Source organism: Streptomyces sp. NBC_01515 (genome assembly GCF_045040345.1).
Taxonomy (GTDB): domain Bacteria; phylum Actinomycetota; class Actinomycetes; order Streptomycetales; family Streptomycetaceae; genus Streptomyces.
Map to the genome: position 1 here is coordinate 1,379,445 of NZ_CP109416.1, position 21,050 is coordinate 1,400,494.

24 protein-coding genes are annotated in these 21,050 nt (G+C 69.6%); 9 read left to right on the top strand and 15 right to left on the bottom strand.

Features of this window, described 5'->3' with window-relative positions:
• Nucleotides 1-7: 7 nt before the first annotated feature.
• From OG407_RS05830 to OG407_RS05850, 5 genes are all read right to left on the bottom strand, one after another.
• Nucleotides 8-697 (bottom strand): response regulator, encoded by a 690-nt coding sequence (locus OG407_RS05830; RefSeq protein ID WP_405855640.1) that lies wholly within the window; start codon nucleotides 695-697, stop codon nucleotides 8-10.
• Nucleotides 698-804: 107 nt separating this feature from the next.
• Nucleotides 805-1,389 (bottom strand): hypothetical protein, encoded by a 585-nt coding sequence (locus OG407_RS05835; protein WP_405855642.1) that lies wholly within the window; start codon nucleotides 1,387-1,389, stop codon nucleotides 805-807.
• Nucleotides 1,389-1,895, bottom strand: coding sequence for a flavodoxin domain-containing protein (locus OG407_RS05840; protein ID WP_405855644.1), 507 nt, complete (start codon nucleotides 1,893-1,895; stop codon nucleotides 1,389-1,391). The genes OG407_RS05835 and OG407_RS05840 overlap by 1 nt, the downstream gene beginning before the upstream one ends.
• Before the next feature lie 15 nt (nucleotides 1,896-1,910).
• A complete protein-coding gene (locus OG407_RS05845) occupies nucleotides 1,911-2,642 on the bottom strand; it encodes a CBS domain-containing protein (protein WP_405855646.1) in 732 nt (243 codons plus the stop codon).
• Between the two features lie 13 nt (nucleotides 2,643-2,655).
• On the bottom strand, nucleotides 2,656-3,279 hold the full coding sequence (locus tag OG407_RS05850) for a hypothetical protein (protein WP_405855648.1): 624 nt from the start codon (nucleotides 3,277-3,279) through the stop codon (nucleotides 2,656-2,658).
• Between the two features lie 846 nt (nucleotides 3,280-4,125).
• Here OG407_RS05850 and OG407_RS05855 point away from each other — a divergent pair.
• Both OG407_RS05855 and OG407_RS05860 read left to right on the top strand, forming a co-directional pair.
• Entirely contained in the window at nucleotides 4,126-4,770 is a 645-nt protein-coding gene (locus OG407_RS05855; protein ID WP_405855650.1) for a hypothetical protein, read from the top strand.
• A 97-nt stretch (nucleotides 4,771-4,867) separates the two neighbouring features.
• Nucleotides 4,868-5,026 (top strand): twin-arginine translocase TatA/TatE family subunit, encoded by a 159-nt coding sequence (locus tag OG407_RS05860; protein WP_403595043.1) that lies wholly within the window; start codon nucleotides 4,868-4,870, stop codon nucleotides 5,024-5,026.
• Nucleotides 5,027-5,036: 10 nt separating this feature from the next.
• Here OG407_RS05860 and OG407_RS05865 read toward each other — a convergent pair whose 3' ends face one another.
• Nucleotides 5,037-5,228, bottom strand: a complete 192-nt coding sequence (locus tag OG407_RS05865) for a hypothetical protein (RefSeq protein ID WP_405868301.1) — start codon at nucleotides 5,226-5,228, stop codon at nucleotides 5,037-5,039.
• 195 nt (nucleotides 5,229-5,423) lie between these two features.
• Complete coding sequence (locus OG407_RS05870) at nucleotides 5,424-5,999, bottom strand: TerD family protein (RefSeq protein WP_403595040.1); 576 nt, start codon at nucleotides 5,997-5,999, stop codon at nucleotides 5,424-5,426.
• A gap of 173 nt (nucleotides 6,000-6,172) precedes the next feature.
• Between OG407_RS05870 and OG407_RS05875 the strand changes: the two genes are divergently transcribed.
• Complete coding sequence (locus OG407_RS05875) at nucleotides 6,173-6,589, top strand: BlaI/MecI/CopY family transcriptional regulator (RefSeq protein WP_405855653.1); 417 nt, start codon at nucleotides 6,173-6,175, stop codon at nucleotides 6,587-6,589.
• Between the two features lie 6 nt (nucleotides 6,590-6,595).
• On the top strand, nucleotides 6,596-7,528 hold the full coding sequence (locus tag OG407_RS05880) for a M56 family metallopeptidase (protein ID WP_405855655.1): 933 nt from the start codon (nucleotides 6,596-6,598) through the stop codon (nucleotides 7,526-7,528).
• Nucleotides 7,529-7,631: 103 nt separating this feature from the next.
• On the opposite strand, the gene OG407_RS05885 is transcribed toward OG407_RS05880, so the two are convergent.
• On the bottom strand, nucleotides 7,632-8,870 hold the full coding sequence (locus tag OG407_RS05885; protein ID WP_405855656.1) for a cation:proton antiporter: 1,239 nt from the start codon (nucleotides 8,868-8,870) through the stop codon (nucleotides 7,632-7,634).
• Between the two features lie 4 nt (nucleotides 8,871-8,874).
• Nucleotides 8,875-9,360, bottom strand: a complete 486-nt coding sequence (locus tag OG407_RS05890) for a TrkA C-terminal domain-containing protein (protein WP_328685276.1) — start codon at nucleotides 9,358-9,360, stop codon at nucleotides 8,875-8,877.
• Nucleotides 9,361-9,648: 288 nt separating this feature from the next.
• On the opposite strand from OG407_RS05890, the gene OG407_RS05895 reads away from it, so the two are divergent.
• A complete protein-coding gene (locus tag OG407_RS05895; RefSeq protein WP_405855658.1) occupies nucleotides 9,649-10,104 on the top strand; it encodes a hypothetical protein in 456 nt (151 codons plus the stop codon).
• A gap of 301 nt (nucleotides 10,105-10,405) precedes the next feature.
• Here the strand turns inward: OG407_RS05895 and OG407_RS05900 are convergent, their stop codons facing one another.
• Together OG407_RS05900 and OG407_RS05905 are read right to left on the bottom strand one after the other, a co-directional pair.
• On the bottom strand, nucleotides 10,406-11,872 hold the full coding sequence (locus OG407_RS05900) for a WGR domain-containing protein (RefSeq protein WP_405855660.1): 1,467 nt from the start codon (nucleotides 11,870-11,872) through the stop codon (nucleotides 10,406-10,408).
• A gap of 121 nt (nucleotides 11,873-11,993) precedes the next feature.
• Nucleotides 11,994-12,398: a MerR family transcriptional regulator gene (locus OG407_RS05905; protein WP_405855662.1), complete on the bottom strand. Its 405-nt coding sequence runs from the start codon at nucleotides 12,396-12,398 to the stop codon at nucleotides 11,994-11,996.
• Nucleotides 12,399-12,679: 281 nt separating this feature from the next.
• On the opposite strand from OG407_RS05905, the gene OG407_RS05910 reads away from it, so the two are divergent.
• Nucleotides 12,680-14,152: a SulP family inorganic anion transporter gene (locus OG407_RS05910; RefSeq protein ID WP_405868303.1), complete on the top strand. Its 1,473-nt coding sequence runs from the start codon at nucleotides 12,680-12,682 to the stop codon at nucleotides 14,150-14,152.
• Here OG407_RS05910 and OG407_RS05915 read toward each other — a convergent pair.
• On the bottom strand, nucleotides 14,146-14,556 hold the full coding sequence (locus OG407_RS05915) for an alpha/beta fold hydrolase (RefSeq protein ID WP_405855664.1): 411 nt from the start codon (nucleotides 14,554-14,556) through the stop codon (nucleotides 14,146-14,148). The two genes, OG407_RS05910 and OG407_RS05915, sit on opposite strands and share 7 nt — an antisense overlap.
• Nucleotides 14,557-14,563: 7 nt before the next feature.
• Here OG407_RS05915 and OG407_RS05920 point away from each other — a divergent pair, with 7 nt between their 5' ends.
• Nucleotides 14,564-16,537: an SMI1/KNR4 family protein gene (locus OG407_RS05920; protein ID WP_405855666.1), complete on the top strand. Its 1,974-nt coding sequence runs from the start codon at nucleotides 14,564-14,566 to the stop codon at nucleotides 16,535-16,537.
• Nucleotides 16,538-16,622: 85 nt separating this feature from the next.
• Nucleotides 16,623-16,859, top strand: a complete 237-nt coding sequence (locus OG407_RS05925) for a hypothetical protein (RefSeq protein WP_405855668.1) — start codon at nucleotides 16,623-16,625, stop codon at nucleotides 16,857-16,859.
• 8 nt (nucleotides 16,860-16,867) lie between these two features.
• On the opposite strand, the gene OG407_RS05930 is transcribed toward OG407_RS05925, so the two are convergent.
• Nucleotides 16,868-18,283 carry a DUF1254 domain-containing protein gene (locus OG407_RS05930; RefSeq protein WP_405855670.1) on the bottom strand — a complete coding sequence of 472 codons (1,416 nt, stop codon included), beginning with the start codon at nucleotides 18,281-18,283 and terminating at the stop codon, nucleotides 16,868-16,870.
• Between the two features lie 265 nt (nucleotides 18,284-18,548).
• The gene (locus OG407_RS05935; protein ID WP_405855672.1) at nucleotides 18,549-19,055 is read right to left on the bottom strand and encodes a cupin domain-containing protein; all 507 of its coding nucleotides are present in this window, start codon (nucleotides 19,053-19,055) and stop codon (nucleotides 18,549-18,551) included.
• Nucleotides 19,056-19,232: 177 nt separating this feature from the next.
• Here OG407_RS05935 and OG407_RS05940 point away from each other — a divergent pair, with 177 nt between their 5' ends.
• A complete protein-coding gene (locus tag OG407_RS05940; RefSeq protein WP_405855674.1) occupies nucleotides 19,233-19,643 on the top strand; it encodes a winged helix-turn-helix transcriptional regulator in 411 nt (136 codons plus the stop codon).
• A 410-nt stretch (nucleotides 19,644-20,053) separates the two neighbouring features.
• Here OG407_RS05940 and OG407_RS05945 read toward each other — a convergent pair whose 3' ends face one another.
• Complete coding sequence (locus OG407_RS05945) at nucleotides 20,054-20,923, bottom strand: LuxR C-terminal-related transcriptional regulator (RefSeq protein WP_405855676.1); 870 nt, start codon at nucleotides 20,921-20,923, stop codon at nucleotides 20,054-20,056.
• Nucleotides 20,924-21,050 lie beyond the last annotated feature (127 nt).

Here is a 21,050-nt window from a genome sequence, read left to right on the forward strand (position 1 = left end):
CTGCGTATCACGTGGTGTGGCACAGCGATGCGAGCCGGACCGCCAGGACCGCCGCCTGGACGCGGCGCTCGACCCCGAGTTTCGCGAGAAGCCGCGAGATGTGGTTCTTGACGGTCTTCTCCGACAGATGGATACGTTTGCCGATCTGCCGATGGGTGAGGCCCTCACCGATGAGATCCAGGATCTCGCGTTCGCGCACGGTCAGAGCGTCCAACTGCCCTTCCCCTGCAGCAGGTTGCCCGGAGGGCGCGCGCAGACTGCTCATCAGCCGTCCGGTGGTTGCCGGGTCCAGCATCGACTGCCCGGATGCCACCGTCCGCACCGCCGTGACCAGATCGGAGCCCTTGATCTGTCTCAGGACGTAGCCGGCCGCCCCGGCCAGGATCGCGTCCAGCAGGGCGTCGTCATCGTCGAACGACGTCAGCATCAGACAGGCCAACTCCGGTATCCGGTCCCGCAGTTCACGGCAGACGGTGATGCCGTCACCGTCCGGGAGGCGAATGTCCAGGATCGCGACATTCGGACGCAGCGCCGGGCCGCGGAGCAGCGCCTGGGCGCTGGTACCCGCCTCGCCGACCACCGTGATGTCCGGTTCCAGATCGAGCAGGTCGTGCACCCCGCGTCGTACGACCTCTTGATCGTCGAGGAGGAAGACCCGGATCGGTGACTCCGGTGTGAATGCGCGTTCCTGGCTCACATCGCCCTCCGGGCGTCGGTTGTCCCCGTCGATCGTGCCGACCCCGTTCAGCGGCGGCCAACGCCCTTATCTCCCCGAGGAGTTGTGCGACCGGGATCGTCAGCGACTCAGGCACGGTGAGCCCATCGGGGCTCGATATCGGCCCAGGCCCGATCCCATTCGATCAACCGCCGACGAAAGCCAAGACGTCCGACAGCCAGCCGGACACCAAGCACCGAGACGATGACGCCCACGAACGCGGCCACACCCGCGAGCACGGACCGCGCCACGATGCCACCGGGACCGAGCGGTGCCGATGTGACTCGATTGCGCCGATCGACCCAGATCGTGATCACCGTCCCGCTGAGGCTGTCGACCGTCACTGTGGCGATCCCGGTCTTCTCGCGCCCCCGCACGCTCCAGTGGGCAACGGCCTTGCCTTTCGCACCGACCACTCCGCGCACGGTGTACAAGTCCTCCGTGGGAGTACTCCCGATCAGTTTCGCCTGCACCGGATCCCGGGAACCTCGTTGCTGCTCAGCCCTGTCCTGCTCATGGTGGTACATGGCCTGGACCGCCAGCACACAGGCGAGGGGCGCGGCGAACAGGAGAAGCACTCCCAGCAGGAGCCGGGTCCACGCCTCGATCCTGTCCGAGGTCCTGCGCAGCGGATTGCTCCGCCACCGCCACATCGCGGCTCCGGCGCCCGTCATCACACCTGCGCCTCTGCCGTGCTCTCCTGCGCGATACCGGTGGCCCACGAGGAGATCCGGTCGAAGTCCCGGAAGTCCCCGCCGCGTCCGGACTCGACGATCATCCGTGCCATCCGGCCGCGCGCCCCGGCTTCGAGTCGGCCGCCGAACGTCACGTGCTGCCGGGCGTCGAGGCGCATCGCCGCCCGCCGGGCGCCCCGTACCGGCGCGATGTCCCGCTTGTCGGCCGACGCGTCGAGCGGGCCGCTGCTGAACAGCCACACCGGCCGGTCCAGCAACGCGACACGGTGCCGGCGCGCGAACCGCACCGCGTCCCCGTGCCAGCGGCCCGCGTACAGCGCGCCGCCGAGAACCACCACGTCGTACGGGCTCACGTCACTGACCTCGGAGGCGGGATACACCTCGGCCTCGATCCCGTGGGTACGCAAGGTGTCTGCGACGGCCTCGGCTATCCCCTGTGTCGAACCGTTCTTCGTCCCGTACGCGACGAGTGCTCGCCGTGCCATGGCCGATCCTCCCTCTCAGAGTTTGTGGATCCAGGCGTCCGCGACGTCCTTCAGGTCCTCCTCCACCGCCTCGCCCACGCTGTCGTCGATACGCCAGGTCAGCTCGGAGACGACATCGATCACACCGTCGACCTGCTGGACCATCCGCTGCGCGACCGTGGCCTCGATGCGCCGCTCCACCTCGCCCGTGAGAGTGACCACTCCGTCGTGGACGTCGACAGCAACCGCCGTGGGCGGCAGGCACAGGGCCCCGCCCAGGACCTCTGCCACGACCTCGCGGTGCAGGTGCGCGTCCGGCCGCAGGAAGAGCTGCAGCAGGTCCCGCCGGGTCACGATGCCGACGAGGCGGTCCTCCTCGTCGACGACCGGCAGCCGTTCGACCCCGTGCTGCGCCATCATCCGCGCGCCTACGGCGACGGTGTCCTCGGCGTGCACCGTGACGGCCGGCTTCGACATCAGTTGGCCGGCCGAATGTGCCCGGACCCTGACATCGTCGTCCCCGGCCCCTCGCCCCTTGGGCAGGAAGCGCAGGCGCGGCCGTGGCTGCGGCGAGGCCACTGTGCGTGCCCGGTCGACCATGAGGTCGGTGCCGGAGACGACCCCGATCACCCGCTCGTCGCCGTCCACGACGGGCAGACCACTGATCCTGTGGTGGGCAAGGAGACGGGCGACCTCCTTGAACGGAGTGCCGAACTCGACGCATACGACGCCGCCCGTCATCACTGAGCCGATCTTGCTGTGCCGCATGACCGCCGTCCTCTCAGCTCAGCCAGCGGTTGTCGCGCACGATCGCCATGCGATCCCAGCCACGGCCCAGACCCCACACCCGACCGGCATGACCGACAGCGAGCGCGATGAGGATCACCGCGTACAGGACGTGATAGTCGACCAGGGGGTTCGACGACATGCTCGGCGCACCGGTCGAGAGGTGCTGGGCCGGCGGCCACTCGGCCGCCCACATCATCGCCATCATCACGGTGCCCGCGACCGCGGCGAACCGCAGCGCCACGCCCGACATCACGGCGACGCCGATGGCCAACAGCCCCAGCATGAACAGCCAGTTCACCCAGGCGTCGCCCGCCATGCTGTGGAAGGTCGACTGCAACGGTCCCGCGGCGACTCCGCTCAGGAAGCCCTTGGTCGGTGATCCGCCGTCGACCCAGCCCTTGCCCGAAGCGGTCGCGTAGCCCCACCCGAACGTCTTGTCGAGGAAAGCCCACAGGAAGACGAACCCGGTCAGGATCCGCACGCCCGCGAAGACCATGGCGAACGCGGTCGGCCGGGTGGTGTCACGCGCCGCGACAGACGTCGCCGAGGTCGCTGCCCTGCTGCGCGAGGGAAACCGTACTCCCGCTCGCCCGCTCGAATGATCGTGAACTGCCATAGCGATCCCGTCCTCCTGGCACTGCCACCGCGAGTGCGGTGACCTCTTCAATGTCCCGCCCCGGCCGTCATCGCGCTGTGGGCCGAAGGACCGTGCGGGGGGCCAACCGGCCCTAAAACGACGCGCGATCAGGTTCTCGGCAGAAGCAGCCACGAGTCGCGGAGAGCACACGCCGGACCTGTCCCGCGTTGGGTGAAGTCGAGTTGCTTGGTTTCAGGCGACTGGCCGGGTGGGCGTCAAGCCACACACCGTCGGACACCTTGTGGGCAACCCTCGACAAGAGGTCCCGGGGAGTTCGTCGGTGGCGCGGACGCCGAGGAAGCCGGAGGTGTCGAGCCACGGCGTCGCGCGACTGCCCCCGCCTGGGCCCGGCCTGGTCGGGTCCGGTGTGTCTCCTAGAGGAGAGAAGCGGAGAAGCATCACGCGTGTGACCTCACCGATATGGAATCTGCCGCCGACATTCCCCCTGCGAGGGCAGAAAAACCTCAGCTCCCCCACAGGGGGCTACGCGGGCGGCACCAGAGCAGTTGGATCCGTTAGCCGTTCGAGGGCTTCGGCATTGCCGACAGCGGGTTGAGGGCCGGGATCCGGCAGCGCCCACCGCATGATCTTCAGTCTTCACACACCGATGATCAACGGTGGTCGTACTCGTATCGTCAGCAGGCCCTTGCCCCAGGGTCCGGCTTGCGGCGGAGCGCTTCTGCCCGTCAACACGGAAGTCTTCGTCCCCCCAGTCCCGGACCTCTGCATCGGTCCACTCGCCGGGAAGTGCCCGTCCCGCAACGACGATCTGAAACCACCTGCGCTCCCAGAGGGCAGAGTGTCGGCGCCCGCGCCTACGCCTCCGTGGCCACCGAGTCCGGCTGGATCGCCAACACCGTCCCCGCCGTCTACTCGGGCGAAAGCATGAAGACGTACCGCGAATGGCTCGGCGCCAGGACCTTCGAGGCCAACCTCTCCCTCGGTGGCAGCTTCGCCTCCGACCGCGTCGAGGACTACTACGTCAGCCCCTGGGACCTCGGCTACGGCCACATCCTCAAGTTCGACCACGACTTCATCGGCCGGGAGGCCCTGGAGCGCCGGAAGGACGAGAAGCACCGCCGGAAGGCATGGCTCGCCTGGCACCGCGACGACGTCGCGCGTGTCTTCGCCTCCCAGTACGAGCAGGGCGACCGGCGCTTCAAGCACATCGAGATGCCCGCCGCCTTCTACGCCGCCTCCCAGTTCGACCGCGTCGAGAGCAACGGCCGCCTCGTCGGCATCTCGACGCTGTGCAGCTACACCTCCAACGTCCGCGGCTGGATATCCGTCGTCATGATCGACGACGACGTCCACTACGGACAGCAGGTCGAACTGGTCTGGGGCGAACCCGACGGCGGCTCCGCCAACCCCACGGTCGAACGCCACTCCCAGACCACCGTCCGCGCCACGACATCTCCCCGCTCCCGAGCCCGTCCGCGGAAGGCTCGCCGGGCAGGGCGGGGTTGTTGAGCGATCGCACCTCGGGAGAGACTTCTACAGCACTGTAGATTGAAGCGTGTGGCCGGTACGTCGTAGCGGCCCTGCTCCCCGGGAGAAAGCAGACCTGATGTTCGGCTTGAGCGAACTGGCCGTGATCCTTCTCGTCGTCGTGGTCGTCCTCGGGATCAAGAAGCTGCCGGAGCTGACGCGTTCGGCGGGCAAGGCGACCCGGATCTTCAAGAGCGAGGCCAGGGCACTCCGGGAGGACGACTCGCGACGCCCCTGACGATTAGGCCCTAATCCGGCTGGGCGGCGAACAGTTCAAGGTGGGCGCAGGTCGGGCAACGAAAGGCGTCGATCTGCCAACGCGGTCGGCCCATCTTCCTGGCGTTGCCGAGCGGGCCGCGCTGAAGGGGGCCCGCGATCCACCGTGCGAACCCGCGAGCCCCTTGCCCGGACTCCTCGACGAAGCCCGGCTCCAGCCCCACCGCACCGCATTGGGTGCACCGTATGTTGTTCACCGAGGGACGGTTCCCCTCATCGCCCTGTCCGACACCCGGAGTCGGGAGGCCGGACAGGGACACGGCCGAGGTCGACGAACCCCCGTCCGTACCGAACTCAGGGCGCCGCCATCGGACTTGCCCAGGTCGACCGACCTACGTCAGGCCTCCCCCCAACGGTTCTCAGACACCTACGCCGAAGTCGGACGCAATCCCCGCCAGCCCGGACGCGTACCCCTGGCCCACCGCACGGAACTTCCACTCCGCGCCGTTGCGGTACAGCTCGCCGAAGACCATCGCGGTCTCGGTCGACGCGTCCTCGGAAAGGTCGTAACGGGCGAGTTCGGCGCCGCCGGCCTGGTTGACGACGCGGATGAAGGCGTTGCGGACCTGGCCGAAGGACTGCTGGCGGTTCTCGCCGTCGTGGATCGAGACCGGGAAGACGATCTTGTCGACCTCGGCGGGTACGGCGGCGAGGTCCACCTTGATGGACTCGTCGTCGCCCTCGCCCTCACCGGTGGTGTTGTCACCGGTGTGCTCCACCGAACCCTCGGGGCTCTTGAGGTTGTTGTAGAAGACGAAGTGCTGGTCGGAGACGACCTTGCCCGAGGCGTTGAGCAGCAGCGCCGAGGCGTCCAGGTCGAAGTCGGTGCCGGTCGTGGTGCGCACGTCCCAGCCCAGGCCGACCAGCACCGCCGTAAGCCCCGGTGCCTCCTTGCTCAGCGAAACGTTGCCACCCTTGGACAGGGAAACACCCATGGCTCATTCCTCCACGCATACCGACGGTTCGGGTCCGCGGCACGGACCCGAACCAAAATCTACAACACTGTAGAAATAGTCGAGGGGACGGGACGGTGCGGCCGAGTACGGTGCGGCCGAGCAGTACCCCGTCGATACGATGGACGGGAGGATCGCGAGCCCGAAACAGCGCAATGGCACACAGGAGGAGGCGGAGCGTGGCGAAGCAGCCGGATCCGCGCCCTCCGCGCCGGGCGCAGGGCGAGTTGGAGACGCAGGTGCTCACCGTGCTGCGCACGGCCGACGCGCCGGTGACCGCGGCCTGGGTGCAGGAACGCCTGGACGCCGAGCTCGCGTACACGACCGTGATGACCGTGCTGAGCCGACTGCTGGAGAAGCAGGCCGTGACCCGGGTGCGGGAGGGCCGTTCCTTCGCCTGGTCGCCGGCCGCGGACGAGGCGGGGCTCGCCGCGCTGAAGATGCGCAAGGTGCTCGATCGCGAGCAGGACCGCCGGGCGGTGCTGGCCAGTTTCATCACCGCCCTTCCGGAGGACGACGAGCAGTTGCTGCGCGACCTGCTGGACCAGGCCACCGACGAGTCGGCGGGCTGACGTCCCGTGGGCGTCTTCGTCTTCCTGCCGCTCGTCCTGCCGTTGACGGCCTGGCCGATCGCCCGCCTCGCCACCCAGCACCTGCATCCCCGCACCGCCACGGGCCTGTTGAGCGCGATGGCCGCCGTCATGGCCCTGTGCAGCACACTCTGCCTGGGCCTGCTGATGGTGGTCGGCACCGCCCAACTGCCGGGCAACCCGCTGCCGGACGGCTGGTCGGACCCCGAGGTGCGGGAGAGCGTGCCCCACGACGAGATCGTGGGGAAGGCCGCGATTCCCGTCCTCCTCGCCGTGGTCATGGGCTGCGCCCGAACTCTCTGGCGCCACTGCCGAGTTCGGCGCCGGGCCCACGCCGCACTCGCCGGACTGCGTGCCACCTCGGTCGCGATCCTCCCCGACGACGAGCCGTACGCCTACGCCCTCCCCGGCGGCCCACGCGACCGCATCGTGGTGACCAGCGCCCTGCTCGCCTGCCTGAACTCCCGGGAGCGCCGGGCCCTGTTCGCCCACGAGCGGGCCCACCTCACCGCCCGGCACCACCGCCACCTGCTGATCGCCCAACTGGCCGCCCGCGCCAACCCGTTCCTGCTGCCGCTGCGTACGGCGGTCTCCTACGTCACGGAGCGCTGGGCCGACGAGGAAGCCGCCCAGTCCGTCGGCAGCCGTAGAGCTGTCGCCCGCGCGATCGGCAAGGCGGCCCTCGTCTCCCGCGGCACGCCGGCACCGACGCTCGCGGCCCTCGCGGCGCCGGGTCCCCTCCCCCGTAGGGTCGCCGCCCTACTGGCCCCGCCGCCCCCGGCACGCACCTGGCCGCCGCTCTTCACCGCCGTGAGCCTGGCGCTCTGGAGCGCGGCGGCGGGTGCCGCCCTGTCCGCGACGCTCTCCGCGAACTCGGCCGTGACGCTGCTACTGCTCCTGCACGCGGCAACCCCGCTCTAGGAGCCAGAAGGTCCGGACCGCCGACGAGCGGTAGCGAAGCGGAGAACGGGCCGGGAAACCCGGCAGTCCCGCACCTCCCACCCGTGGCCGACGGTCCACACCATCACTGGCCCACCTCGTGCGGCTCCTCGGCCACGCTCTCCAGTCCGCTGTCCGCCGTGTCGGACGCGGGTGCGGGCTTGCGTAGCCGCCCGGTCAGGAGGGTGGCCAGGGGCTCGGTGTAGCGGGCGGTGAGCGGGCCGACGATGACCAGGATCAGTACGTACGCCGTGGCCAGGGGGCCGAGGGAGGGTTCGATGCCGGAGGTGACGGCGAGTCCGGCGATGACGATGGAGAACTCGCCGCGGGCGACCAGCGTGCCGCCCGCGCGCCAGCGGCCCTTCGCCGAGATTCCCGCGCGCCGGGCGGCCCAGTACCCCGTGGCGATCTTCGTGCCGGCGGTGACGACCGCCAGGGCCAGCGCGGGCAGCAGGACCGGCGGGATGCTCGCCGGGTCGGTGTGCAGGCCGAAGAAGACGAAGAACACGGCGGCGAACAGGTCCCGCAGCGGGGAGAGCAGGTTGTGCGCGCCCTCCGCGGCCTCGCCGGACAGGGCGATGCCGACCAGGAACGCGCCCACGGCGGCGGAGACCTGGAGCTGCTGGGCGAGTCCGGCGACCAGCAGGGTCAGGCCCAGGACGACCAGCAGCAGCTTCTCCGGGTCGTCGCTGGAGACGAAACGGGAGATGTGGCGGCCGTAGCGGACCGCGACGATCAGCACGAGCGCGGCGGCGCCGAGGGCGACGGCCAGGGTGAGGCTGCCGGCCGCGAGGCCCGTGCCGGCCAGCAGGGCGGTGATGATCGGGAGGTAGACGGCCATGGAGAGGTCTTCCAGGACCAGGACGCTGAGGATGACGGGGGTCTCGCGGTTGCCCAGGCGGCCCAGGTCGCCGAGGACCTTGGCGATGACACCGGAGGAGGAGATCCAGGTGACCCCGGCCAGCACCACCGCGGCGACCGGTCCCCAGCCGAGGAGGAGGGCCATGGCGGCGCCCGGGAGCGCGTTGAGCGCGGCGTCGACGAGTCCCGCGCTGTACTGGGTCTTGAGGTTGGAGACGAGATCGCTGGCCGAGTACTCCAGGCCGAGCATCAACAGCAGCAGGATGACGCCGATCTCGGCGCCGATGGCGACGAACTCCTCGCTCGTGCCCAGCGGCAGCAGCCCGCCCTCGCCGAAGGCCAGCCCGGCCAGCAGATAGAGCGGTATCGGGGAGAACTGGAAGCGCGCGGCGAACCGCCCCAGCAGTCCCAGGGCCAGGATGATCGCGCCGAACTCGATCAGGAACCTCGCGGACGAATGCATCGGTTCACTCCCGCCCGAGTATCGCCGCGGCCGACTCGACGCCCTCGCGCGTGCCGATCACGATCAGGGTGTCCCCGCCGGCCAGCCGGAAGTCCGGCGTGGGAGACGGCACGGCCTCGGCCCGGCGCAGTACGGCCACGATCGAGACGCCGGTCTCGGTGCGCATCCGGGTCTCGCCCAGCACGCGGCCGTTCCAGTACGAGAGCGCCGACAGCTGGACGCGCTCCGCGACCAGCCCCAGTTCGGTGGTGGACAGCAGGTTCGGGCTGTGGTGCGAGGGCAGCAGGGCGTCGATGAGCGCCGTCGTCTCCCCCGCGGTCAGCCGCACCGACAGGGCGCAGGCGTCCGGGTCGTCCGTGCGGTACGCGTTCAGCGTGCGCTCGCCGTCCCGGTGCGCGACCACCGAGACACGGCGCCGCTCACGCGTCGTCAGGTCGTACCGGACACCGATCCCCGGCAGCGGCGTACTGCTCACGCGTGGAGTACCCATGTGTGTCTTCCTGTCCTCTCTGTTGGAATCCGATTCTCTTGGAATCCGATGCGCCACGGGAACGGGGCCAGGACCGCGACGGCACCCCCTCTGATCGTGTCAGCCGCAGAAGTCGGCGTGATCAGGAGGGGGTGACGAGTACGAGGACGGACGGCTGTACACCTCGCGGTGGCCAGCTGGAGCAGACCTGCACGGCTAAAGGCTGGTACGCGTTCGATAGAGCCGCACGGCCAGGGGCGCGAAAACAGCGATCATTCCGAGCGAGTAGACGGTCGTCGCGAGGACGGGATGCTGCAAGGGCCAAGCCTGCACCGCACTCGCTGGATTCAGGACATCGCGCGGGTCATCGTGGAGCAGATCATGGAGGTGAACGGCGGCATCGCGGACCGGCTCACCGTGGCGGGCAAGGACACGGAGGCGTGGCAGCGCGCGTTCGACCAGATCATCGAGATCGCCCTGACGAACCGCCGGCTGTTCATGGTCTGGGACCGCAACGACGACGCCTTCCAGAAGCTGTTCGCCGACGACCCGGTCCTCGGACCGCGGATCGAGGCCCAGGGCGAACCCCTCGCCGCACTGTTCGCCGACCCGTCCCTGCCGCCCGCCGACCGCATCCGGCTGGGCTGCGCCTTCGGCGCCATGATGGGCCCGCTGGTGATGTACACGTCCTTCTACGAGGACCTGGACGCGGACGTGCTCCGCGAGCACATCCGCACCACGGTCGCCACCCTGCTACGGGGCTGACGACCGCTTCGACGACGGCGGGAGCGGCGGAACGGACGGACGCGGCGGCACCCGGCGACAGTGACAACACCTCGCACGCTGCACGGAGTGCAACTCGACCGGACCCATGGGCGCGCGAACTCCCGCCCGTACCAGGCGAGTTGCCGGATTCACCGATGTGTACCGCTCAGGCCGGGCAGCACCTTGGTACTGGGGCAGGGCAGTTCAGCGACGGGCGCGTCTCGCGACCGGCACGACGGCGGAAGTGGTCCGGACCGGTCCCCGAACGAGAGCGCGGCACATGGCCCGCACCGCCCGCCCGTCACACCAGGCGCCTGATCTCCCCGCGCACCCGGTAGAAGCCGGCCGAGGATGAATGCAGCGCGTCCACCACATAGCGCGCTCCGGGCTCGCGTATCGCACGCGGGAACTGGACGTTCCAGCCCTGCTCGTAGCCCTCGGAGACCACGTGGACCCGCACGCGGCCGCCTTGATCGAAGCACTCCACGACGACTCCGCTCCCCGCCGCGGAGACGGCGCTGACCGTGGCGACGGACGCGGCGGTGGTCAGCGGTGCGTACGTCGGCATGGCGGCCGCCAGCTTGATGTCCGCGGCGACCGGCACGGTGCCCGACTGGGCGGCGGTGATCGCGGCCTCGCTCGCGTCGATGCAGGCGAGCGAGCCGTCCGTGGAGACGATGTACAGCCGTTCGTCGTGGTACTGCATGGAGAGCGCCGAACCGCCGCCCGTGCCGAGCTTCCACAGCCGGGTGCCGTCGGCGGTGAAGCAGTAGACGGAGGAGGCCGAGTCGCCCGCGAAGACGTACCGGCCGCCGGCGGACGTGGCGCACGAGTACACGGCGGCATCGCACTGGTACGAGGCCTCGATGACCCCGGAGGACTTCGCGAGGCGCTGGACGACCCGCCGTCCCGTCCCGGCGTAGACCGCGTGCTCCTCCTGCCAGCCGAAGAGCACGTTGCCGTTGGTCGCGGTGTGCCAGAGCTGTCTGGCGCCGTCCGCCGCGTAGGCCGTCACACCTTGGCTGTGCCCGTGGTAGACGGCGTGGTCGTCGGCCCGCACCATCCAGGCGTTGTCCCCGGCCGAGTTGCGGGACCACTGGAGCTCGTCCTCGTGGTCGATGACCGTCAGCCCGCCGTTGCGGTCCGAGACGTTCAGCACGCCCGCGTGGATGTCCAGCCAGAAGATGTCGACCTCGGCCGCGATGTCGTAGGCCGCGAACGGCACCTTCGAGGAGAGGTCGTACACCCGGCCGTCGTCGCAGCCCGCGTAGATCCAGAAGTCGTCGGCCACCAGGCACTTCACGCCGTCGGGCAGGGAATAGTGCGCCAGCACCTCACCGTCGTGGCTCAGGTTGTAGACGCTGCCGTGCTGGTTGCCGACCCAGCAGCGGTCCTCGTCCACGTGGATGCCGAACGCCGAGGCGCCGGTGCGGAACCGCCACAGCACCGGGGCGGTCGCCCGTGCCGTCGACGGGGCGGACGTCACCTGACGGCGCGTCACGGGGCGGGCCGCGCGCTGCCCCTGAACCGCGGGCGCGTACCCCTTCCGTACCTTCTCGGCTATCTTCTTCGCCGCTGCCGCCTGCGCCTTCTCGACGGTCGGAAAGGCGGAGGTCTGGTGCTGCCCGTCCACACCGATCCGTCCGTACCGCACGGAGACGGTGGTCCCCTCGACAGTCACCTCGTAGAACTTGTGGGCGCCACCACTCTCCTGAGACAGCTCCAGGTACGTCGTGTTCCCCGACTGTCGTGTCTGCGCAGCGGACACAGCACACCCCTCCCCAAAGGCCCGTTCGGCCCGTGCGGCCGATCTCCAGTGACTCCAAGCTAGTGGTCACCACTGACATCGCCGTACCGGCAAGGGCAGTTGGCGTCCTTCCGCTCGCATGTCAGGGCGCGGGGGTCCGCGTCAGGCGTTCCGCCAGCGTGACCGCGAACTCCTCCGCCCGTGCCAGCTGGGTGCGCAGGTCCGCCACCCGCCGGTGAGCGGCGCGCTCGAAGCCGCGAATCCGCTCCAGCAACTCCTCGCGCTCCCCGGCCGGCAGTTCCTCACCGGAGTCCAGGCGGTCCGTGGCCGCCAGCAGGTCGCGCATCTCGTCCAGCGTGAAGCCGAGCGGTTTCATCCGGCGGACGACCATCAGGCGGGCGACATCGGATTCGGTGTAGAGGCGGAAGCCGCCCTGGGAGCGGGCGGAGGGGGTGACCAGGCCGGTGTCCTCATAGTGCCGGATGGTGCGCAGCGACAGTTCGGTCCGTGCGGCCACCTCGCCGATCTGCATGTGCTCGCTGCTCACGCGGAGGGCCTTCCTCGTCTCTCGATACGGCCCCCGGAGGACCGCCGCCGAACTCTACTCTAACGTTAGGGTAGAGTTCCCTGGCGTTGAGATCGGCGTGTGCTGTGCCGTGCCCATCAACCATGTCGGGGCCGACGACGTCATGGATCGTCACTCTCCCCTCCCCTCATGCCTCCCCGCGCGCCCACGGTGACACCGGGCGTGCCCGAGCACGACAGGTTCATCGCGTCTTGGCCCCTTCCGTACCGTCCCCGCTGTCCCACCTGTCCCCGGCCGCGTGGATGCGCGGCTCCCGTCGTCCGTCCTGGCTGTCGCCGAAGGTGCTGCGCACCGAGGTGCTGGCCGGTCTGGTGGTCGCCCTCGCGTTGATCCCGGAGGCGATCTCGTTCTCGGTCATCGCCGGGGTCGACCCGGCGATCGGCCTGTTCGCGTCGTTCACGATGGCCGTGACCATCGCGGTCGTCGGCGGCCGGCCCGCCATGATCTCCGCGGCCACGGGTGCCGTCGCCCTGGTCATCGGTCCGCTCAACCGCGAGCACGGCTTCGGTTATCTGGTCGCGGCCGTGATCCTCGCGGGTGTCTTCCAGATCCTCCTCGGCGCGCTCGGCGTCGCGAAGCTGATGCGGTTCGTGCCGCGCTCGGTGATGGTCGGCTTCGTCAACTCCCTCGCCATCCTCATCTTCGTGGCGCAGGTGCCGGAGATGCACGACGTGCCCTGGGCCGTCTATCCGCTCCTCGCCGCCGGCCTGGCCATGCTGGTGTTCTTCCCGAAGGTCAGCAAGGTGATCCCGGCGCCGCTGGTGTCCATCGTCGTGCTCACGGTCATCACCGTCGCCGCCGGGATCGCGGTGCCGACCGTGGGCGACAAGGGCGATCTGCCGTCCTCGCTGCCGGTACCGGGCCTGCCGGACGTGCCGTTCACCCTGGAGACGCTGAGGATCGTCGCGCCGTACGCGCTCGCCGTGGCCCTGGTCGGCCTGATGGAGTCGCTGATGACCGCCAAGCTCGTCGACGACATCACCGACACGCACTCCGACAAGACCCGCGAGTCCATCGGCCAGGGCATCGCGAACATCGTCACCGGCTTCTTCGGCGGGATGGGCGGCTGCGCCATGATCGGCCAGACGATGATCAACGTACGGGTCTCCGGTGCCCGCACCCGGCTGTCGACGTTCCTGGCCGGCGCGTTCCTGTTGGTGCTGTGTGTCGTTTTCGGTCCGGTCGTCTCCGAGATCCCGATGGCCGTCCTGGTCGCCGTCATGGTGATGGTCTGCTTCGCGACCTTCGACTGGCACTCCATCGCACCCAGGACCCTGAGGCGGATGCCCGCCGGGGAGATCACCGTCATGGTGGTCACCGTCGCGTGCGTGGTCACCACGTCCAACCTCGCCGTCGGCGTCGTGGTCGGCAGCGTGACCGCCATGGTCATCTTCGCCAAGCGCGTCGCCCACCTGGCCGACGTCACCTCGGTCACCGACCCCGACGGCACCCAGGTCGTCTACTCGGTCACCGGCGAACTCTTCTTCGCCGCCTCCAACGACCTCGTCGGCCGCTTCGACTACGCCACCGATCCCGACAAGGTCGTCATCGACCTGTCCGCCGCCCACATCTGGGACGCCTCCTCGGTGGCCGCGCTCGACACCATCGAGACGAAGTACGCCCAGCGCGGCAAGACCGTCGAGATCATCAGCCTGAACGACGCCAGTGCGCGCATCCACCAGACCCTGAGCGGCGAACTCACCGGCGGTCACTGACCGTTCTCGGCTGTCACTCCGTTCCGCGACCGTACGTCTCCGCACCCGGTGAGAAATCCGACGACCGCCTCGTTCACCGCGTGGGGCCGTTCCAGATAGCCGTAGTGACCGCAGCCGGGTATCTCGGTGTACGTGGCCGCCGGGATGGCCGCGGCGAGTTCGCGCGAGAGGTGGGGGCGGACGACAAGGTCGTCCTGGAAGGTGATGACCAGGCAGGGGTGGGTGATCCGGCGGTAGTGCGGAAGGCGGTTCGGGATGACTTCGAGGCCGAGTTGAGCGCGGATCGTCGGCGGGTCGGGGCCGGAGAGACAGGGCTTTCCCGCTTTCCCGCGCCGACATTGAACAGTCGGCTTCCCCCCCCGTCCCGGCAGCAGCGGGGCGTTGTCAGTGGTGGGTGGCAGCATCGGGCGTATGACGGATTCCACGACATTCGACTGGCGGTCCTTCCTGCTCGGGTGGAGCGGGGAGTGGGCCGATTCCCTGCCGGACGGCGAGACGCGGGGCGAGGGCGACGAGGTCGCGCGACGGGCGCGCTGGCTGGGGTTCCCGGCTGCGCCGGAGGGGCGGATCGCGGCGATGGAGGAGCGCCTCGGCCGACAAATGCCCGCGTCGTACCGGGAGTTCCTCAAGGTCAGCGACGGGTGGCGGCACGCGGGCGGGTTCGTGTCGCTGCTGGCGGGAACCGAGGACGCACACTGGCACAACAACGCGTCGGGGCTCGCGGACCTGCGCGAGGACGCCGGGCCCGAGGAGCGGCGGGAGGCGGACATCTGGCGACGCGGGCTGCAACTCGACGTCGTCTCGGACATCACGCACGTCCTCCTCGACCCCGAGGACGTGGACGAGAACGGCGAGTGGGCCGTGTACACCTGGGCGAGCTGGCGGGCCGCGCCGCCCGAACGGCACGCCAACTTCACCGCGTTCATGCGGGACATGCACCGCGAGTTCCACAGCCTTCAGGCGCGCCCGAGCGACGGGAAGCCGGTGTTCGCCAACGACACGACGCGAAGGCTGGACGCCCAGGTGGAGGAGGCCCGGCTGGAGGCGCTGCGCGGCGGCTGGGAACAGGCCTTGGAGGCGCTGGACGAGGCCAAGGGGTACGGCAGACCGCGGGCCGCCGGGCTGGGTGACCAGATACGCCGCCTGCTCGGACAGACCTACACGGTGTACTACGACGGTCTCGTGACGGACCCGCGGTACACACCCGAGATGCTGCCGCCGCTGGTCGCCGAGCACGCGGCGCACTCGTACCGGGACGACTCCACACTGAAGTACCAACTCCGGTGCGCCGACGACGACTTGATGTCCCTCGGTCACGCGACGCTGGATCGGGTGAGGAACGGCACGTACCGGTACACGGCGGCCGGGCCGTTCGGCGAAGCGGTCGAGCGGGCGCGGGAGTTGGCGCGGTGGGGAGACACCGACAGGGCATGGCGGACACTGGCAGACGCTCTGCCCCTGTGGGAGCCGTTGGGACCGGACCATCTGGCGCCGCTGGCATGGGTGGCCGATCCCGTGCTCGGCCCGCTGCTGACCCCGGAGCGGGGCCGCGAACTGCTGTCCACACCGAGGAGCGGGCAGTCCGGCGAAGCACCGAGTCCGACGCCCGACCTCGACCCGGGCGACCTGGCATGGCTCGCGGAACCGGACCGGGGCAACAACCGCACGTCCTACCGGTTCGTCCTGGTGGAGGCCGCCGAGCCGAAGGAGTTGCCCGCACGCCTCACGGACGCTGACACGGACAGGGATGAGGATGAGGACGGGGACGGGGACGGCACCGTGCTGAACGAACCCATGACCTTCTGGGACGCGCGCCAGAGATCGCAGCTCAACCGGAGGGAGTCCTCGTCCTACGACGACAGGCCCCTCATGGCGGTCGGCCGGGCCGGCACCGGCTGGAGCTTCGCCTTCGACGGCGCTCCCGCCCCGTTCAACCGGCCGCGCTTCGTCTCCCCCGCATCGACCGCCAGCGCGGACAGCCGCGCGGTGGTGGTGTGGAGCGGTTTGCGGACACCCCACGGAAAGCCGTTCTTCCACCTCTCGGTGGCACGGGACGGTGCCGAGCAGTACGCATTCACGTACGCGGACGGAGAGATCCAGCGGAGCGGGGAAATACCGCGGGCGCTGGATCCGAGCCGGTTCTTCGATGGCCTGGAGGACAGCGCCCGAGCGGAACGACCGCTGCTGGAAGCGGTGGCCGAGGAGTTCGGGGCGTCTCTGCCGCGTCACGCCATCATGAACGGGCGGCTGCACACATTCACCACCCGCTCCTGGACCCGGCCACCACGAAACGGCGAGACGTACGCGGTGATCCGCATGCACCCGGCGACCACGCGCCCGGTGGCCCGTGAGCGGGCGGGAGACGACGGGCCGGAGAGCAGGTGAGCAGCCCGAGGGGATAGTTCGTGGAGGTGCCGGGTGGTCATCCCGGCGGAGTGTTGGAGGCGCTGCTTGTGAACACCGCATCGCGGTGCGCCTGGCCGATCTCGCCGAGCTGGTCGCCCGGCGCCGCAAGGCCGGAGTCAGCGCGACGGGCGAGGGCGACGACGTGTACCCGTTCGTCGTCGACCCGCGCGGTGTCGACCAATTCCGCGAGCTGATCCGGCGGTTGGAGAAGCGCGGTTACCGTTCGGAACGCATCGAGAAGATCCTCGGCAAGAACTTCGCGGACTACACGGACTACGCGGAGCGCGTCTGGACTTCTTGATACCTGCGTCAGAGGGCACCGGCCGACGTGATCGACGGCATCTCATAACTGCCGTCGAGCAGCGCCGCGCCGGGCTGATAGGTGCGCAGGACCAGGATGAAGGAACCAGTCGGCGCAGGAAGCCAGTTGGCCTGGCCTTCCGACGGCTCGTCGTTCTGGATGAGCAGTTCGAGCGAGCCGTCGGCGCCGTAGGCCAGGCCTGCCGTGCGGTCGCCGATCGAGTAGCGCTGGATCGGATTCTCCACGAGGCGCCAGTCCTGGCCGTACAGCGTGAGCGACCAGAACGCGTCGACCGGCGGCAGTTCGCCGGCCGCGAAGCGCAGGGCGTAGCGGTTCGCCCCGTTCAGCGGCTGGCCGTCCGGGCCGTTGTGCGCGGTGAAGTACAGCGCTTCCTCGGACACATGCGTACCCGGGCCGTACTGGGTGATCGCGGCGCGGTACAGCGGGTCCTTGATGAAGCCGGTGATGCCGGTGGCGACCGTCCAGCCGTTGACGCCGACGGCGAAGACGTACTGGGTGATGCGCTTGTCGGCGTCGAGCGCCGCCTGGGCCAGGACGGGGACGGCGTCCGCGTTCCGCGTCGGCTTGCGTCCCGGACCGATGCCGATCTTCGCGAACCTGGCGAGCCGGGCCCGGTCACTGGGCGGCGGCGGGGCAGCCACCAACCCCTGGCACAGCTTGTCGAAGTAGGCGGCGCCCAGCGCGCCGAGGTCGAGGATGGGGAACTTGAGCGGCTCGTCGACCGCCTCCGCCGGGACGGCACGCTCCGGATAGCAACTGAGCGGCGCCAGCGCGTACTTCGCCTGTACGGCCCGTGCGGCGGGCAGATCGGCTTCGCCCTCGACCAGAGTGCGGGCGAGGGCGAGCACCTGGGCGGTGGGCGCGGCGATGCGGGTCACACCGCGCGGCAGCCTGCCCTTCCAGCCTGGTGCGGTGAGCACGTAGGCGCCGGCGCGGGTCCCTGTGGTGCGGCGGCCGATGTAGGCAAAGGTGTTGGTGTAGACGTCCTGCAGCTGTATCGAGTAGTAGCGGTCATCGGTGTCCGGGACGATCACCACCTGCGGTTCCCTGGACAGGTCCAGCCAGGCCGAGCCGAACAGGGTGTCGTTGTTCGGGCCGCCGGCCTTCGTGGCCGGTGTGGCAAGCGAGTTGGCGACGAACAGGCGGTTCACCGGGACCTTCTGCTCACGCGCGGACGCGAGATAGGTCTCCATCATCACCAGCGGAAAGCCCCATATGTACGCCTCCTGCGCCAACGCCGCCCGATCCGTGCCGGCCACCGACACGGCTGACGCGGCGGGGGCCGGGACCCCCAGGGCGAGCGCCACGGCTCCGGCAGGTGCGAGTGCCAGAAGCCGACGCCGGGTGAACTGCCGCGCCGCGAAAGCGTGTTCCGGCAGCGAAGGGTCCTGCTGTGCACACATGGTGGGCTCCTCGGACTGACCGTGCTTGATCATGGATCGTGCACGGCACGGAGCCCTTGCGGGAGTCCCGGTGCGAACTGTTCATACGACTGCAGCAATGCCGGACGGGCCAATGGCGCGTGGCCCCCGTCGTAGCCCGGCGTCCTGATCGAAACCGACATCCGCAGCCTCGGCAGGGGGTGCAGTACGCGGCATCGCGGTCCGCACCCTCGCCTCGTATCACTTGGCGACAGACATCAACTCACGAACGGCCGTCGGCGTTCCGTCATTTGTCCCGGCCCATCATGACGACCGCGATGACGGCATCCACGGAGTGCGGATTGCGCCAGTTGTGCGGGGTGCCCAGCTGGGCGAACGCCTCCCCCGCCGACAGTTCCGCGGACGTCCCGTCCTCCATCTCCAGCACGATCCGTCCGGAGAGGACGATCCCGACGTCGAGCGAGGAGGTCTGGTGGAACTCCGCGGGCGGCGGAGTACCCGGGGTCTCGGGGGGCACGGTCACCGACCAGAACCGCACTCCACCCGCCTCGGGGAAGAACGGCGACTCACCCGCATCGTCCCCTGATGTCGCCGCGTCACCGCCCGGCAGCACCCCGTCGGCCTCCCAGAGCCGGCTGAGGCCGCGCCCGTCCGGGACGGTGTTGACGGGCACGACGTTGTCCCGGGCGATCGTCGAGAGGCCCGTCGCGGTCACCCCGGTCTCGACCACTCGGTAGCTACTCGTCAGCGGCGTTTCGTCCTGCTGTGCAGGAGTCGGTACGGATCCGGTCATGTGGTGCCTCCATGGTGGGTCAGGGCGCCGCCGCGGCGCACGATCGAGGACTGGCCTGTGCCAGGCAGAACAGCGTGACCTCGATGCATACGATTAGTATGTAGCGCCACGATAGGCCAGTATGAGAGGGCCTACAAAACACACACCCGTGTCCGCTACCGAAGGGGGATGTCCGTAATGGACGCCGTCGCAGCCCAGGAGGAAACAGCCGCGGTCCCGGGGCCCTGCTCCCGTATCCCGGTCGAGGACGCGGACTTCGTCCGCCAGATCATGGACCGGGTCGGGGACAAGTGGACGCTGATGGTGATCGCGACCCTGCAGGACGGCGTGATGCGCTACACCGAACTGCTGCACGCCATCCCCGGCATCTCCCAGCGCATGCTCTCGCGCACCCTGGCCCAGCTCCACCATGACGGCCTGATCACCCGGACCGCCTATGCCGAGGTGCCGCCACGGGTGGAATACGCCCTCGCTCCGCTCGGCGCCAGCCTCAAAGACATCGTGGCCTCCCTGATCGACTGGGCCATCACCCACCATGCCGAGATCCGCCGGCACCGGGCCCGCACCGGGACAGCCGACAACCGCTAACGGGCCGCGCCCACACGGGTCGCTGCGAGCTGGAACAGGCGGCGCCGACCGGAATCGATCAGGGCATCGACCGCTCCGCGACTTGAGAGGGCGACGAGACAACTCACCGGCCTGGTGCGACAACTACGGGCGTTCATCCACCCGGGAGTCAGCGAACTCTACGACCGACCTGGGTGAGCGGGGTCCCAACGGCTACAGAAGATCGCCGATGATTCATGTGCGCACCGGCAAGTCCGCGACGGCCTTCGAAGCACGGGCCGATACCAGCCGTAGATCGCGCTCTTGCCGTCTTAGCCGCTACTGCACTCGTGCCGCGCCCGGTACGCGGCACCTGCTGCGGCCATCGCTCACACGCGGGCCAGTCGCCTCTCTGTGCTCCACCGCCGTATGCGGTCAGGACTCGATGCGTCTCACGGCAGGAGGCCCAGGCGGCGGGCGGCCACGACCGCTTCCAGACGTGAGCGGGATCCGAGTTTGCGTGTCGCGCTGCGCAAGTAGCTCTTCACCGTCTCGACACCGATGCCGAGTTCGACCGCCGCGTCGGCGTTGCTTCGCCCGACGGCGACGCACGCCAGGACGTCCAGCTCCCGGGGAGAGAGCACCGGTGCGCGGGAAACTCCGGGAGCCGAATGCCCCGCGGCGGCGAGCTTTTCGCACGCGACCTCGAACTGCTGCCTGGCCTCGGAATCCGTGAGCTGTCCCGCGAGGCTCCGCAGATCCGCGTACGCCTCTCTGACCAGCTCCCACTGGGGCGTCACCGGCCCCGGCGCCGGCTCCGCCGCAGCCGCCCGTTCGCTCAACCAGGCCAGGCGCCGGGCCACTTCGTCGCGTACGGCGAGTTCCTGTTCCAGGTCGCGGGCCGCGTCGGCCACCGCCTGCACGGCGCGGTCCCCCAGCGGGACGACCTGGCGGACCGCCCCGTACAGCACCCCGCGCACTGTCCGGCACACCACCACCGGCACCGCCACCATCGCGCGCAGCCCCTCGGCGGTGATCACCCGGTCGTAGTGGTGGCTGATCCGCTCGCTCGCGACGTAGTCGTTGACCGCCATCGGGCGTCGCAGGGCGACCACCTTGCCGCCGAGTCCCTGGCCGAAGGCCAGGCCGACACCGCGCAGCGCGCCCTTGGTGACTCCGGCGAACTCGTCGAGCCGCACCTGCCCTTCGGCGGTCACCACACCGCCGAAAGCGAGGCCCAGCCCGGTGGCGTCACGCAACTCGGCCAAGGCCCGGCCGATCATCCGGCTGTCCTCGGCGACAGAGGTCGGTCTGGTGGTCATGACGCCTCCTCGAAACGGTGCGGCGCTGTCCGCGGCGCCCCCCTCATCCGGGGGTGCCGCACTCGGAGCGGTCCGAGGAAACATCGCGTTGACGGTACGCGCCGATCAACGCCCCCATCAAGGAGCA